General features: G+C 67.4%; 11 protein-coding genes. 1 reads left to right on the top strand and 10 read right to left on the bottom strand.

Annotation, left to right across the window (positions count from 1 at the left end; translation table 11 throughout):
* The first annotated feature begins 113 nt into the window (after positions 1-113).
* Positions 114-662 (top strand): hypothetical protein, encoded by a 549-nt coding sequence (locus AC3A4T_RS12305; RefSeq protein ID WP_487675650.1) that lies wholly within the window; start codon positions 114-116, stop codon positions 660-662.
* A 112-nt stretch (positions 663-774) separates the two neighbouring features.
* On the opposite strand, the gene tkt is transcribed toward AC3A4T_RS12305, so the two are convergent.
* The 10 genes from tkt to AC3A4T_RS12255 form a co-directional block, all read right to left on the bottom strand.
* On the bottom strand, positions 775-2,775 hold the full coding sequence (gene tkt, locus AC3A4T_RS12300; protein WP_487675649.1) for a transketolase: 2,001 nt from the start codon (positions 2,773-2,775) through the stop codon (positions 775-777).
* Positions 2,776-3,159: 384 nt separating this feature from the next.
* Positions 3,160-4,539: a dicarboxylate/amino acid:cation symporter gene (locus AC3A4T_RS12295; protein WP_487675648.1), complete on the bottom strand. Its 1,380-nt coding sequence runs from the start codon at positions 4,537-4,539 to the stop codon at positions 3,160-3,162.
* Positions 4,540-5,125: 586 nt separating this feature from the next.
* Positions 5,126-6,847, bottom strand: coding sequence for a BatD family protein (locus tag AC3A4T_RS12290; RefSeq protein WP_487675647.1), 1,722 nt, complete (start codon positions 6,845-6,847; stop codon positions 5,126-5,128).
* Positions 6,848-6,852: 5 nt separating this feature from the next.
* The gene (locus AC3A4T_RS12285) at positions 6,853-8,589 is read right to left on the bottom strand and encodes a VWA domain-containing protein (protein WP_487675646.1); all 1,737 of its coding nucleotides are present in this window, start codon (positions 8,587-8,589) and stop codon (positions 6,853-6,855) included.
* Positions 8,586-9,602 carry a vWA domain-containing protein gene (locus AC3A4T_RS12280; RefSeq protein WP_487675645.1) on the bottom strand — a complete coding sequence of 339 codons (1,017 nt, stop codon included), beginning with the start codon at positions 9,600-9,602 and terminating at the stop codon, positions 8,586-8,588. The genes AC3A4T_RS12285 and AC3A4T_RS12280 overlap by 4 nt, the downstream gene beginning before the upstream one ends.
* Positions 9,602-10,054: a DUF4381 family protein gene (locus AC3A4T_RS12275; RefSeq protein WP_487675644.1), complete on the bottom strand. Its 453-nt coding sequence runs from the start codon at positions 10,052-10,054 to the stop codon at positions 9,602-9,604. The genes AC3A4T_RS12280 and AC3A4T_RS12275 overlap by 1 nt, the downstream gene beginning before the upstream one ends.
* Positions 10,054-10,950, bottom strand: coding sequence for a DUF58 domain-containing protein (locus tag AC3A4T_RS12270; RefSeq protein ID WP_487675643.1), 897 nt, complete (start codon positions 10,948-10,950; stop codon positions 10,054-10,056). Before AC3A4T_RS12270 ends, AC3A4T_RS12275 begins: the two co-directional genes overlap by 1 nt.
* 128 nt (positions 10,951-11,078) lie before the next feature.
* Positions 11,079-12,104, bottom strand: a complete 1,026-nt coding sequence (locus AC3A4T_RS12265) for an AAA family ATPase (protein ID WP_487675642.1) — start codon at positions 12,102-12,104, stop codon at positions 11,079-11,081.
* A 312-nt stretch (positions 12,105-12,416) separates the two neighbouring features.
* Positions 12,417-14,474, bottom strand: coding sequence for a type IV pilus secretin PilQ (locus AC3A4T_RS12260; RefSeq protein ID WP_487675641.1), 2,058 nt, complete (start codon positions 14,472-14,474; stop codon positions 12,417-12,419).
* 60 nt (positions 14,475-14,534) lie between these two features.
* Entirely contained in the window at positions 14,535-15,086 is a 552-nt protein-coding gene (locus tag AC3A4T_RS12255; RefSeq protein WP_057920795.1) for a pilus assembly protein PilP, read from the bottom strand.

The raw sequence follows: 15,086 nt of genomic DNA, 5'->3' as shown, positions 1-15,086 counted from the left end.
TATTCTTTAACTGCCGGACACGCCGGCAAGATTGAAACGATTAAACATCATCGCGCCATTTCTTGCGAGCCACCGCTCGGCAAAGGATAATTTTAAATAAATGGAGATTATCAATGCGAAAAACTAAAATCTTTAGTGCCTTGGCGCTATTGGCAAGCCTCGTCACTGCAAGCTTAGCTGGCTTCGCGACGCCCCCGGACACCACAAAGAGCAGTGCTTTGACAGCTTTGCCCGCCGGGGTCGAACTGCAAGAACTGCATCGTTACTTCTGGAGACAGAACGGCACATCGGGTTATCACTTCAGTGGCTGGTTCCTTCCTCGCGACTGGGAAACCCGATATAGGCTAGAGGGCTCGCTCGGCTTCGTGTCGAAAACATCCTTCGCCAATTCCAGGCCAATTTATAATTGTCTCGTAGAAGTCCCAGGGAAGAATCCAAGCCCATTCACATCTCTGGATGCAAATTGCGAGGGCCAGATGCCCAACAGGCAGCATGGATTCACCGGTTATATCAGCAACATGCAAATCGAAGGCACCGCCCCGCTTTACAGGTGCAACTTGTTTACACCAGGCCACCCCCATCATTTCGACACCTTAAGCGCGAATTGTGATGGCAATGCGCAAGCGCAGTCAGAAGGCGTTCTCGGCTACGTGTTTCTATAGTCGATACAGAAACACAAAACTGATAGCAAAAAGAAAGCTTGGCAGTACTGCCAAGCTTTCCCAGGTTGAAAGCGTGCAACTAGGTATCAGCAAAACCTGACATATGCGGCGGTCAGCCCAGCGCCTTCACCGCCGCGACCACATGCTCGACGGTGAAGCCGAAATGCGGGAACAGGGCTTCGGCCGGGGCCGAGGCGCCGAAGGTATCGATGCCGACCACGTCGCCGTCCAGGCCGACATACTTGCGCCAGAAATCGGTGACGCCGGCTTCGATGGCGACGCGCTTGCGCACCGCGTTGGGCAGCACCGACTGGCGGTACTCCAGCGGCTGGCGGTCGAATACGTCGCTCGACGGCATCGACACCACCCGTACCTTGACGCCTTCGCCGCTCAGCACGTCGGCGGCCTGGGTGGCCAGGCCGACTTCCGAACCGGTCGCGATCAAAATCACGTCCGGCGTGCCTTCGCTGTCGCGCAGCACGTAGCCGCCTTGTTCGATCTGCGCGACCTGCTGCGCGTCGCGCGGCTGGTGGATCAGGTTCTGGCGCGAGAACACCAGACAGCTCGGGCCGTCCTTGCGCGCGATCGCGGCCTTCCACGACACCACCGATTCGACCGCGTCGCACGGACGCCACACGTCGTTGTGCGGGATGTAGCGCAGCGAGGCCAGGTGCTCGATCGGCTGGTGGGTCGGGCCGTCTTCGCCCAGACCGATCGAATCGTGGGTATAGACGTGGATCGCATGCGCGCCCATCAGCGCGCTCATGCGCACCGCGTTGCGCGCGTAGTCGCTGAACACCAGGAAGGTCGCGTCGAACGGAATGAAGCCGCCGTGCAGCTGCAGGCCGTTGCTGATCGCGGTCATGGCGAATTCGCGCACGCCGTAATACACGTAGTTGGCGTTCGGATCGCTGCTGGCGACCGACTTGCTGGCCTTCCACAAGGTCAGGTTGGAATGCGCCAGGTCGGCCGAGCCGCCGATCAGTTCCGGCAGCAGCGGCGCGAAGGCTTCGATCGCCATCTGCGAGGCCTTGCGCGAGGCGATGGTCAGGCCTTCGGCCTGCAGCTTGGCGATGTAGGCGTCGGCCTGGCTGAGGAAATCGGCCGGCAGCTCGGCGTGCGAGCGGCGGGTCAGCTCAGCGGCTTCGGCCGGATACTGCGCGGCGTACGCGTCGAACAGACGGTTCCACTGATCCTCGCGCACCGCGCCGGTGCTGTGCGAGCGCCAGCCGTCGTAGATTTCCTGCGGGATTTCGAATTCGGCGTAGGGCCAGTTCAACGCGGCGCGGGTCGCGACGATTTCGTCCTTGCCCAGCGGCGCGCCGTGCGAGGACTCCTTGCCGGCCTTGTTCGGCGAACCGAAACCGATCGCGGTGCGGCAGCAGATCAGGGTCGGCTTGTCGCTGTGCTTGAGCGCGGTGTCGATCGCGGTCTTGATCTCGACCGCGTCCTGGCCGTCGACGTTGCGGATCACGCGCCAGCCGTAGGCCTCGAACCGCGCCGGGGTGTCGTCGGTGAACCAGCCGTCGGTGTTGCCGTCGATCGAGATCTTGTTGTCGTCCCAGAACGCGACCAGCTTGTGCAGGCCCCAGGTGCCGGCCAGCGACGCGGCTTCATGCGAGATGCCCTCCATCAGGCAGCCGTCGCCCATGAACACCCAGGTGCGGTGGTCGACGATCTCGTGCTCGGGACGGTTGAAGCGCTGCGCCAGCAGCTTCTCGCCCAGCGCCATGCCGACCGCGTTGGCGAAGCCCTGGCCGAGCGGGCCGGTGGTGGTTTCGATGCCGGGGGTTTCGAAGTTTTCCGGATGGCCCGGGGTCATCGAACCCAGCTGGCGGAAGCGCTTGAGTTCCTCGATCGGCAACGGATAGCCCGACAGGTGCAGCAGCGCGTACTGCAGCATCGAGCCGTGGCCGTTGGAGAGGATGAAGCGGTCGCGGTTGAACCACTTCGGGTTGCCGGGGTTGTGGGTCAGGTAGTCGTTCCACAGCACCTCGGCGATGTCGGCCATGCCCATCGGCATGCCCGGATGACCGGAGTTGGCGGCCTGCACCGCGTCGATGGCGAGGAATCGGATGGCGTTGGCGAGGTCGCGGCGGCTGGGCGTCGTCATGAGGGTCTGCGGTCTGAGGGCTGAAAGGCCGGTCTTGAAAGCCGGGTCCGGGCCAGAGCGCGGGCGATCTGGGGCGGAGCCGGCGAAGAGCCGCCATTGTCCCACCCCTGGCCGGCGCTGTCGCGCGCGAGCGTATGGAGCGTGTCCGGCCGGGCGCCCGCGGCGGCGCGCGGGCCACGCCGGGCCTGGGTTGCGGACAGGATCGGCATGGTCGGGGTGGGCGCGGCTTCGCGGACCGCCGCGGCGGCGAATTGACGAACCCGGGCTGTCGGGCTCGCCCCGGCGGAAGAACTTCGCGGCCAGCGCGCGGCCGCATCGATGGCGACCCAAACAAAAGGCCCGCCATCGCGGCGGGCCTTCGGATTGCGTCGCGCGGAGCGGACCTCAGTCCTCCATCCGCTCCGCCGGCGGGTCCTCGACCCCACGCGAGACCATTGCCGCGATCGCGATGTCGCCGGTGACGTTGAGCGTGGTCCGGCACATGTCGAGGAAGTGATTGACGCCGAGGATCAGGCCGATGCCCTGCGGCGGCACGTTGACCATCGCGCAGATCATCGCCACCACCGGCAGCGAACCCGAGGGGACGCCGGCGGTGCCGATGCCGCCCAGGATGCACACCAGCATCACCATCACCTGCTGGCCCAGGGTCAGGTCGACGCCGAAGAACTGGGCCAGGAAGATCACCGTGACGCCTTCGAACAGGGCGGTGCCGTTCTGGTTGGCGGTCGCGCCGACGGTCAGCACAAAGCGCGACACGCGCCGCGGCAGCTTGAGTTCGTCCTCGGCCACGCGCAACGCGGTCGGCAGGGTGGCGTTGCTCGACGCGGTCGAGAACGCCAGCACCATCGCTTCCTGCACGGCGCGGAAGAATTCGATCGGCGAGCGCCCACCGACGAATTTCAGCGCCAGCGAGTACACCACGAACAAGTGGATCGCCAGCGCGGCGACGACCACGGCGACGTACTTGGCCAGCTTGAACAACAAGTCCCAGCCGAACTGCGAGGCCAGGTTGAACATGAAGCAGAACACCGCGTACGGCGCCAGCTTGATGACCAGGCCGATCAGGGTCATCGAAATATCGAACAGGCCCTGGATGCCGTCGCGCAGGGTGTCGACCGCCTTGGACTTGGTCAGCACCATGCCGATGCCGATCATCAAGGCGAAGAACATCACCGCCAGGATGGCGTCGTCGGCGGCGGCCTTGATCACGTTGTTGGGGACGATCGAGATCAGCATCTGCAGTCCCTTGGGCGCGTCGGCGCTGCCCTGGACGATGCTCTGCGCGCGCTCGGCGTTCTCGCTCATCATCTGCTGAGCCGTGGTCGGGTCGACGCCCGCACCGGGCTTGAACACGTTGACCATGACCAGGCCGAGCACGACCGCGATCGCCGACATCGCCACGGTCAGGCCCAGCGTGCGCCAGCCGACCCGCCCGAACGCGCGGATGTCGCCCATCTCGCTCACGCCCATGACCAGGGCCGAGAACAGCAGCGGGATCACCAGCATGAAGATCAGGCGCAGGAAGATCTCGCCGGCCGGGCCGGTGACGGTCTCGCTGAACAGCTTCAGCAACGGCCGGCACTGCCAGGCGACGTCGCTACCGGCCGCGGCGGCCGGGCAGGCGTCGCCGGCCAGTTGCGCCCAGGTGGCGCTGCCGATGCCGGCGGCGTAGACGATCAGGCCCAGCACCAGACCGGTCAGGAAGCCGATCGCCATCTTCCAGTGCAGCGGCAGCGGCTTGCGCGCGGATGCGGTGTCGCTCATCGGGCTGCGCTCATGGTTTTGCTCATAGTCGCGCTCCTAAAGGGGCCTGGCCAAAACAATCGGCAGGATACACCAGGGGGTTTTGGGCTTGACTGGGGGATGCGACGCTGGGGTCGGCGCGGGGTGATCGCTGGCTGGAAGCAAAAGCGAAAAGCGAATCCCCCTGCCCCCCTTTTGCAAAGGGGGGAAAAGCACGGGTTGCTTGGGGGAGGAGCGGCGGCCGTTTAGATGTTCGTCGCTATGCCACGGTCACAGCACGGCCAGAGCCAGGGTCGACGCCGACGCCGAAGCCGAAGCCGAGGCCGAGGCCGAGGCCGAGAAGCCGAAAGCAAACTCGAGTTTGATGGCCATGGCGATGGCGTCGCGAGGCGATACCGATGCCGATGCCGATGCCGATGCCGATAGCAAATGCGAGAGCACGTGCGAGGGCAATCCAAGCCCACTAGCCACCACCACGCCCCGCACCATCCCAAAGGGGTTCCCCCCTTTGCAAAAGGGGGGCCAGGGGGGATTCGCTTTTGCTCTGCTGTGCTCTGCTCTGCTGTTGCTCTGCGCCACTTCGCCTCGCTGTCACTCAACCCCGCCATCAACCCCGAGGCGGATACAACGGCGGCAACGGCGAAGGCGCTTCGACCGCGACCTCGCGCCACTGCGGCGGACGTGCGAACGCCGCGCGCAGCAGATTGCGCGCGGCGACGCCGTCGCCACCGCCCCAGCGCGCGCGCCGCAGCGCTTGCACCGCCTCGCGTTGCTCCAGATCGGCAAGACGCTCGACCAGTTCGTCGTCGTCGGCCGCGGGCGGACGCGCGAGCGAACGCAATACCGTGGCGATCTGTTCGAAATCGCCGACATCGATCAATTGCTTGAGCGCCGGCAGGTTCAAGGCCAGCGAACGGGCGCCGGTCGCGACCGGCGCGGTGCCCGTCGCCGCGCCCACGTTCGGAGCGCGCGAAGGCTGGCCGCGCAGATGCAGCGCCCAGAACAGGGTGATCAACCACAGCACCGCGAACAGCAGCGCCGCGCCCGCCCACGCCGCGTTGCCGAACGGCGATGCGGATGCAGCCGTCGCATCGGTGCCGATCGCCGCGCCGGTGTTGGTCGCGTCGGGCGCCTGCGCGCCGCCGGGATTGGGCGCCGCAGCCGCGGCACCGCCGACACCGGTGACGGTCAGGTTCAACGGCGGCAAGGTCGTGCTGCGCGCCGCGCCGCCAACCACGTCCCACCAGTCCATGCGCAGACCGTCCACCCGCACCGGACCCGGACGCGACGGCACCAGCGAGAATTTGCGGGTCAGCCGCACCCGCGGCCGGCCTTCGTTGAAGCCCTCGTCGGCCTGCACCGGTTCGGGGAACACCTGCACGCCGTCGATCGGCGGCAGCAGCAGTTCGGGCAATTGCGCGGCGTTGGCGCCGTCGATGGTGGCTTCGACCACCACCGACGCCGCGCTGCCCACCCGCAGGCCTTGCGGCGTGCTGCGGTACCGCAGGGTCACGCTGCGCAGCGGCAACCACGGCTGCGGCGCATTCGCCGGCGCGGCCAACACGTTGAGGGTGCGCGGCCGCGAACGCGCGTGTTGATCGTCGCCGCCGCTGCCGGTGAGCTGATCGAACAGACCCGGCGCGCTGCGTCCGTCGAACCGTGCCTGCGGCAGCGCCATCGGCCCGCTGCGCTCGGGCACCAGCAGGAAGCGGCGCTCGACGATGGTGTAGCGACGCCCGCTGATGTCGCGCTCGTATTGGTTGTCGTCGCCGACCCGGGTCAGGGACGCGCCCTGCGGCGTGGGTTGATCGAGCTTGCCGCCGACCAGGGTCAGCGCCGAATACAGCCGCACGGTCAAACCCACCGCCTGCTGCACATACGGACTGTCATCGTCGACCAGCGTTTCCATGAACACGTCCGCGCCGGTCGCCACCGGTTGCGCTTGCGGCGGCGGCGGCTCGGGCGCGGTGGCGACGACCATCACGCTCAGCGGCCGCGTGCTCATGCCGTTGACCTGTAGCGACGGAATCGTCAGCAGCCCGCTGCGCAACGGCCGCAGCGAAGCCAGGAACAAGGTGCGCATCACCATGCCGCCGCGCCCGGGTTCCAGGCTGGTGCCGGCATTGCTCGCGATCAGCTTGAAGTCGCCGAGCAACGGCCCGTAGTTCGGACCGCTGCCGGCCACGCCTTCAAGCTGGATGCTCAGCACCAGGCTTTCGTCGGCGTTGATGCGATCGCGATCGAGCCACGCGCGCACCTGCGCGAAGGCGCCGGCGCTGAACGTCATCAGCGCCAGGCACAACCCGAGTTTGACCAGCAATCGCGACATCGGCCTCAATCTCCCCGCAACGCCTGATTCTGGCGCCGCTCGTATTCGATCTTGAATTTTTCCCGCAGCAGGCTGCCCGGATCGTCGGGCACGCGCTTGAGCCAGGCGTCGTTGGCGACGCGGCGCTCGCGCTGTTCGGGGGTGAGCGGTTTGGCTTGTTCGGTCGCGGCGGTCTTCTGCCCGGGCTGTTTGGCCTGGCGTTCGAGTTCGCGCTGGATCTTCTCGCGCTGCGCGGCGTCGGCCTTGCGCTGCGCTTCGGGGTCCTTGGGCGGCTGCTCGGGCTTGGATTGTTTCCCATCGTCGGGCTTGGACGGCTTGGGCGGCTGTTGCGACGGGTCGCCCCGCGGCGGCGAGTCGCCCTTGCCCTTGTCGTCCTGGTTGTCCTTGCCGTCCTTGGGCTGCGATTTCGAATCGCCCTTGTCGCCGTTCTTCGGCGGCGGCTTGCGCTTCATCGCCGCCTCGACCGCGCGCTTGTTGGCGATCGCGTCGGCCATGCCCGGCTGCAGCTTCAGGGCGCTGTCGTAGGCCTTGATCGCCTCTTCGTAGCGACCCTGGCGCGCCAGCGCGTTGCCGAGGTTGTAGTGCGCATCGGCGCCCTGGCTGCGCTGGTACAGCTGCGCGGCGCGTTCGAATTCGCCCTTGCGATAGGCTTGGGTGCCCTGCTCCATGCGTTCGTGTTCGACCTGATCGGGACGTTTCCACAGGCCCTGCGCATGACCGGGCGCCGTCGGCAGCCACAGGCACAGCAGCAGCACAGCGGCCACGCCGCTGCGACGGCGGAACGCGAGCAAGGCCAGCAGCATCAGCGCCGGCAGCAGCCAATAGCCGTTGTCTTCGCGGGTCAACGTCTTCTCGCCCTGCGCGGTGCCGGCGTCGGCCGCGCCCGGCGCGAGAATGCGCAAGCTGCGCAGATCGCTGTCGTCGTTAGTGATCGCGGCGTAGCGGCCACCGCCGTCGGCGGCCAGGCCGCGCAGCGAATCGACGTCCATGCGCGCCATCACGATGCGTCCGTCGGGGCGCTGGAACGCCGCGCCCGCGGCGGTGCCCAGGCCGAGCGCCGACACCGTGTAGCCGGCGGCGGCGGCCTTGGCCGCGGCGCGGCGTTCGCTGCCGTCGGCGCGATCGCTCAGGATCAAGATCTGCCCGCGTTCGAAACCGGCCTGACGCAACAGTTTGACCGACCATTCGATCGCCCGGTCCGCGCGCTGGCCGTCGCCGGGCATCACGTCGGGCGCGAGCGCGTCGAGAAACACCGCGAGATTGCGCGGGTCGTCGGTCATCGGCGCGACGGTGTAGGCGTCATCGGCATACACCACCAGACCGATCTGGCCGCCGCTGCGCTGGCGCAGCAACGACGCCAGCTTGGCCCGCGCCTGGGCAAGACGGCTTGGCGGCAGATCGCTGGCGAGCATGCGGCTGGACAAGTCCAGCGCGATCACCAGCGGCGTTTTCCCTTGCCACAGCGGTTGTTCGCTCTGACGCCAGCTCGGACCGCTGAGCGCGACGACGGCGATCAGGTAAGCGAGCACGGCGGCGATGACCGCGAAACGCGAACGCCGCCCGCCACCCGACTCGAGCAGATGCGGCAGCAGATGCGCATCGACCGCGCCGCGCCAGACGCTGCTGCGCTTGCGCCGGCTGCGCCACAGCCAGCCCAGCAGCGGCAACGCCAGCAGCGCCCACAGCCAATGCGGGCGCAGGAAGACCAGGCTCGCATCGCCGAACCACGGCAGCGGATTCATGCCCGCCTCCGTCGCGGCAACACGAACGCCAGCAAGCCCAACGCGAACGCGCCGGCCAGCGGCCAGGCATAGCGTTCGATACGCGGACGCACCGCCTTGCCCGGGCGTTTCACCGGTTCCAGCCGATCGATCTGCGCATAGATGCCGACCAGTTCGGCGGTATCGCGCGCGCGGAAGAATTGCCCGCCGGTGAGGCCAGCGATCTTGCGCAAGGCGTCTTCGTCGATCTCGGCCTCGCCGCCGGGAATCGCGATCTTGAAACCGAACAGCGACATCGAACCGTCGCCGCCGAAGGCGATGGTGTGGATGCGCACGCCGTCGTCGCGGGCGATCTGCGCGGCGCGCTGCGGATCGGCGGTGCCGGGCGTGTTGACGCCGTCGGTGAGCAGGATCAGCACGCGCTGACCGGCCGGTTGTTCGCGCAGGCGCTTGACCGCCAGGCCGATCGCATCGCCGATCGCGGTTTCCTGTCCGGCCAGGCCGACCACGCTGTCCTTGAGCTGATCGCGCACGGTGTCGCGATCGAGGGTCAGCGGCGTGAGCACGTAGGCGCGGCGACCGAACACCAGCAGGCCGATACGATCGCCGGCGCGACGATCGAGAAAATCCGCGAGCACCGCCTTGGCCGCGGTCAGACGATCGACCGGCGATGAGCCCAGGGTCATGTCGGGCTCGCTCATGCTGCCGGACAGATCCAGCGCGAGCATCATGTCGCGACCGACCTGCGGCGGCTGCACCGCGTCGCCGAGTTCCTGCGGCCGCGCCGCGGCGATGCACAGCAGCGCCCAGGCCAGCCACGCAAGTACGCCAGCTCCGCCGCCGCGCAGGCTGCGGCCACCGGCCGCGGCGACCGCATCCAGGCGTTCGCCGAATGGCACCTTGAGCGCGGCCGAACCATCGCGCGCCGCCGGCAACAGCCAGCGCACCAGCAACGGCAGCGGCAACGCGGCCAGATACCACGGCCACGCGAATAACTCGCGCGCATCGCTTATCAGGCTGTTCCACCACGGCATCAGGACACGCCCATCCAACGCAGGAAACGCTGGCGCGCGAGTTCGCGCAACGCAGAGGCCTGTTCGCGATCGACCTCACGACGATAGCCGCCGTCAAGCAGTAGCCGGCCGACGCCGTCGGCGAAATCGCGGCGTTTGCTGCCGCGATCGAGAAACTCCAGCCACTGCTCGCCTTGCAGGCGATCGGCGTCGCGATCGCGGCGGCGCGCGGCGCGGCGCAGCAATTCGGACATCGCCGCCACTTCGGCCGCGGGCGTCTCGGCGGCGGCGAGCGCGCGATCGAACACTTCGTTCATGCGGCGACGGCGGCGTTCGCGCCAGCGCCGCAGCGCATACAGCGCCAGCGCGATCAATGCGAGCGCGCCGATCACCATCCACCAGCCCGGCGCCAACGGCCACCACGACGGCGCCAGGGTGTTATGCACATCGCGCAGAGCCAGCGGCGCCGACATCAGGCCACCAGCGGCCGCGCGCGGCCCAGCAACGGCAGCCAGGATTCGCTCGCCGCGTCGGTCGACAGCGCCTGCACACGCACACCGCGCAACGGCAGTTTGTCCAATGCGACTTCGACCGGCGCGACGAAGCTGTCGTGCCAGCGTTTGCGTTGCGCGTCCACGCCCAGATCGAGCTCGATGCGCTGGCCATCGCGACTGAACGGCAACGCCGACAACGGCGGCTGGGTTTCGATCGGATCGGTCAGCAGCAGCACGATCACTTCGTGATGCTGGGCGAGCACCGCCCAGCGGCGCTGCGGCAAGGCGGCGATGCTGGCCGGATCGGCCAGCACGATCAGGCGCGAACCCGGACGCAGCAGACGCGCTGCATGATCGAGCGCGACCCCGAGCCCGGCGTCCTCGGCCGGCGGCTGGCTGTACCAGCGCACCATCGCGTCGAGCACGCGCAGGGCGCCGCGCGGGCCGGAGGCCGGCGTCACCGGTGCTTCGCGCAGGCTGCCGCGCAACGCGGCGATGCGGTCGCCGTCGCGCGCCGCGGCCCAGGCCGCGACCGCGCCGGCACGCGCGGCCTGCACCGACTTGAAGCGCACCCGGGTGCCGAAATACAACGACGGCGCGGTGTCGGCGACGATCAAAGTCAATCGTTCGCGTTCGGCCTGGAACAACTTGGTATGCGCGCGGCCGGTGCGAGCGGTCAGGCGCCAGTCGATATGGCGCGCGTCGTCGCCGAGCGAATACTCGCGCGACTCGGCGTACTCCATGCCGCGCCCACGCAGCGGCGACAGCGCCTGTCCGCTGACGCCGTGGCGGCCCAGGCGCGCACTGCGACGGCCGCTGACGGCGGCGCGCAGTGCGACTAACTCGGCCAAGCTTGGAACGACGCCATCACTCATCAAACGATTCCGTTGCCGCCCAAACCGCCAAGAATTCCAGACTCGACATCACGGTCGCTCATCGATCCATCCACCATCACGAACGCCGCTGTTACGAATCCCGAATTCCAAATCCCGAATCCCGGCCCTCAAGGCAACGGCACCTTCTTGAGCAATTCGCCGAGCAGGCGATCGCCGTCCCAGCCTTCGGCGGTGGCTTCGTAGCTCGGCAGGATGCGATGACGCAGCACTTCCGGCGCGATCGCGCGCACGTCGTCGGGGGTCACGAAGTCGCGACCTGCCAGCCAGGCATGCGCGCGCGCGCAGCGCTCCAGCGCGATCGAGCCGCGCGGGCTCGCGCCCCAGGCGATGCGCCGCGCGAGCGCGGGGTCGTAGCGGGCGGCGTCGCGCGAGGCCAACACGATCTCGACCAGATACCGTTCCACCGACGGCGCGACATGCAGGTCCAGCACCGACTCGCGCGCCGCGAACACGTCGGCCAGCGGCATCTTGGCCACCGGCGCCGGCGCGGTCTTGAGCGTCTGCCGCGCGCGCTCGCGGGCCAGCCGCAGGATCTCGGTTTCGGCCGCCGCTTCCGGATAGCCGATGCGCACATGCATCAGGAACCGGTCGAGCTGCGCCTCGGGCAGCGGGAAGGTGCCTTCCTGCTCGATCGGGTTCTGGGTCGCCATGACCAGGAACAACTGCGGCAGGGCATAGGTCGCGCGGCCGACGGTGACCTGGCGCTCGCCCATCGCTTCGAGCAGCGCCGATTGCACCTTGGCCGGCGCGCGATTGATTTCGTCGGCGAGCAGGATCGGATGGAAGATCGGCCCGGGCTGGAATTCAAAACGGCCCTCCTGCTGGCGCCACACCTCGGTGCCGGTCAGATCGGCCGGCAGCAGGTCGGGGGTGAACTGCACGCGCGCGAACTCGGCTTCCAGGCGCGATGCGAGCGCGCGCACCGCGCTGGTCTTGGCCAGGCCGGGCGCGCCTTCGACCAGCAGATGGCCGTCGGCCAGCAGCGCGATCAGCAGCCGCTCGATCAGCTCGGCCTGGCCGACGATTTCCAGCGCCAGCGCATCGCGCAGCGCGCGGAAGGCGTCGTGCAGGCGCGCGGTTTCGGCGCCGGAGGCGATGGCGGGCTCGCGGGCAAGGGTTGATGCGTTGTCCATCCGGTATCCAGGTGACGCGCCGGGCAAGCGCGGGGCGAGGCGGGGGTTTGGGCCGATTTTGACCGAAGTTCGCCGTCAAGGTTCAAAACGTCGTTCTATTTCGGCGATCACGGGGCTCATTCCGCAGCGCGCGGAGATCGCGGGGAAGTGCCGAAGGTAGGGCATGGATCGTCTGCCTCGCTGGGCCGGGCGCGGCGACGCATCGGTGCGCGCGGCTGTTCAGCCGGGTCGCCAAGGCCGATAGCGAAGTCAGGACCCCGCAAACGCAAAGAGGGCCCGTAGGCCCTCTTCGCTGTTTACCGATGCCGCGACTCAGCGCTGCGTCACCTGCATCACCTTCGGCGTCACGAAGATCAGCAGCTCGGCTTTTTCCTTGCTGCGGCTCTTCTTCTTGAACAGATTGCCGAGGAACGGGATGTCGGCCAGGAACGGCACCTTGGACAGATCGGTGCGATCGCGGAACTCGTAGACGCCGCCGATCACGACAGTCTGACCGTCCTCGACCAGCACCGCGGTATTGATGTTGCGCTTGTTGATCTGCGGCACCTGACCGATCGAGGTGTCGACGAAGCCTTCGACCTCGTCCTTCTTGACGCTCATGTTCAGGAACACGCGGCCGTCGTTGGTGATGGTCGGATTGACCTTCATCTCCATCAGCACGTCCTTGAACTGGACGTTCGGGATCGGAATGCTGTTGCCGCCCTGCTGCGGCGAAATCGTCACGTAGCCGACTTCCTGGCCCTGGCTGATCACCGCTTCACGCTGGTTGCTGGTGACCACGCGCGGGTTGGACACCACTTCGCCGCGACCTTCGGTCTGCATCGCGGAGAACTCCATGTCCAGGTTCACCCACTTGCCGAGGATGGTGAACGCCAGCGCGCCGGCCGGGTTGATGACGCCGACGTTGCTGTTGAGGCTGGCCGGGAACAGGAACGCCGGGTTGGTGATGGTCTGCAGCAGCGAACGGGCCTGATCGCGCAAGGCATTGGCTTTGGCGTCATCAATGCCGTCGAACAGGCTCGCGTCGTCCGTCAGCTTATTCGCCTGCGCGGAGATGAGCTGGTTCTTGGCGGCGGTGTTGCGATAGTTGTTGATGCTCTCCAGCGTACCGCTGGTGATCACATCGCCCTTCTGACCCGACACGCCGAAACGCGCGCCCAAGTCGCGGGCGAAGCTTTCGGTCGCGATCACGATGCGCGCCTCGATCAGGACCTGATCGACCGGGCGGTCGATGACCCGGATCAGCTCCTTCATCTGGGTCACTTTCTTCGGGATGTCGCTGATCATCAGGGTGTTGGTGCGCTCGTCGGCGACCAGACGACCGCGCGGCGACAGGAAGCCGTTCTCGTTTTGTGAACCCTCACCACTACCACCGCCACCGCTACCGCCGATGCCCTTGGCCTCGGTCAGCGCCTTATAGATCTGCGCGGCATTGTGGTAGTTGATCTGGATGTATTCGGTGGTCAGGTCGACGCGGTTGTCGAGCGCGATGCGCGCGTCTTCGCGATCCTGTTCGTACTTGGCCACTTCGGCCTGCGGCGCAACCCACACCACGTTGCCGCTGCGGCGCTTGTCCAGGCCCTTGGCCTGCAGGACGATGTCCAGCGCCTGATCCCACGGCACGTTGACCAGCCGCAGGGTGACATTGCCCTGGACCGTGTCGGCCGCGACGATGTTGAGGTTGGATTCCTCGGCGACCAACTGCAGCACGGTGCGCACCGGCACGTCCTGGAAGTTGAAGGTCACCGGGCGGCCCGAGTAGCTGCGGATCACGCCGGCCGGCGCCTGCGAAATCGTGCCCGAAGTCGGCGCGGCATTGCCGGACGACTTGGCGCCCGCGGCCGCGCCCACCGCGCGATTACCAGCCTGCGCCGTGCGCGGCACGACTTCGACGATGTAGTCGCGACCGGTCTGGTAGGCCATGGTGTCGAACGCGCCGCTGGTGTTGAGCACCAGTTGGGTACCGGTACCGCTCACGCGCGCGTCGATGCGCTGCACCGGCGTGGCGAAGTCGACCACGTTGAGCTGGCGCTGCAGCGACGCCGGCAATTGCGCATTGCCGACGTTGACCAGCACTTCCGAGCCCTGGTTGCGCATGTCCGGCATCGCGCCGTCGCCGCTGAAGCGCACGATCAGCTTGCCGGAGCCGCCGTCGCCGCGCTTGAAGTCGATGTTGGCGACCGAAATCGTGCCCGGCAATTGCTTGGACGGGTCGTTGCTCGGCGTCGGCGCCACCGTCGCGGCGGCGGGCAACTGGGCCTGCGGCTGGACGACGGGAGCCGCGGCGGCGGCCGGCGGGGCCGCATGGACAGCGCTGATGCCGGCGAGCACGCCGACCACGAGCCCGGCCATGCGGGCGCCGGAGGCCATGGGGCGTCGGGCCGACGGCATGGATTTGGCGTTGAATACGATCATCATGCTATCCCCTAATCATTGATCTTCCAGCGCCACGGAAGCCGGACGTTCCAGCCAACCGCCTGCGCCATCCGGCACCAGTTCCACCAAGTCGATGCGCTCCTCAGAAACACTGGTCACGCGACCATCGTTCTGCCCCATGTACGCACCCGGTCGAACACGATAAGTCACTTTGTCGGGCGCCATGACCAGCGCCACGATACCGCTGCCGCGTCCGAGCGTCCCGACCATGTCGAGACCGTCGAGCGGGAACTGTTCCAGCGGCTGCTTGCGTCGCTCCTTCTCGGGGCGCGGGCCGGAGCCGTTGTCCTGATCGGTGAAAGCGGTGCTGAACGGATCGCGCATGTCCTGCGCGGTGTATTCGAAAGTCTCGAACTGCTGCATGACCGGCAGCGGGTCCAGCGGCGGCGCCGGCTTGGCCTTGACCTCGGCCACCCACTTCTCCAGGTTGGGCGCATCGCCAGGCGTGCTGGTGATGCTGCGGAAGCAACCGGTGGAAACGAGCAGCAGGGCGACCGCGAACAGGCCGCTGGTCCAGGAGCGATTGAAAGCGAGGCTATTGGCCAT

The organism is Lysobacter sp. Soil_N_51, from assembly GCF_057655755.1.
This window is presented reverse-complemented; position numbering and strand designations above follow the sequence as displayed.

Coding starts and splice junctions, on each gene's coding strand:
- AC3A4T_RS12305 (WP_487675650.1), top strand. CDS start 114: ATGCGAAAAACTAAAATCTTTAGTGCCTTGGCGCTATTGGCAAGCCTC.
- tkt (WP_487675649.1), bottom strand. CDS start 2,775: ATGACGACGCCCAGCCGCCGCGACCTCGCCAACGCCATCCGATTCCTC.
- AC3A4T_RS12295 (WP_487675648.1), bottom strand. CDS start 4,539: ATGAGCGACACCGCATCCGCGCGCAAGCCGCTGCCGCTGCACTGGAAG.
- AC3A4T_RS12290 (WP_487675647.1), bottom strand. CDS start 6,847: ATGTCGCGATTGCTGGTCAAACTCGGGTTGTGCCTGGCGCTGATGACG.
- AC3A4T_RS12285 (WP_487675646.1), bottom strand. CDS start 8,589: ATGAATCCGCTGCCGTGGTTCGGCGATGCGAGCCTGGTCTTCCTGCGC.
- AC3A4T_RS12280 (WP_487675645.1), bottom strand. CDS start 9,602: ATGCCGTGGTGGAACAGCCTGATAAGCGATGCGCGCGAGTTATTCGCG.
- AC3A4T_RS12275 (WP_487675644.1), bottom strand. CDS start 10,054: ATGTCGGCGCCGCTGGCTCTGCGCGATGTGCATAACACCCTGGCGCCG.
- AC3A4T_RS12270 (WP_487675643.1), bottom strand. CDS start 10,950: ATGAGTGATGGCGTCGTTCCAAGCTTGGCCGAGTTAGTCGCACTGCGC.
- AC3A4T_RS12265 (WP_487675642.1), bottom strand. CDS start 12,104: ATGGACAACGCATCAACCCTTGCCCGCGAGCCCGCCATCGCCTCCGGC.
- AC3A4T_RS12260 (WP_487675641.1), bottom strand. CDS start 14,474: ATGGCCTCCGGCGCCCGCATGGCCGGGCTCGTGGTCGGCGTGCTCGCC.
- AC3A4T_RS12255 (WP_057920795.1), bottom strand. CDS start 15,086: ATGGCCAATAGCCTCGCTTTCAATCGCTCCTGGACCAGCGGCCTGTTC.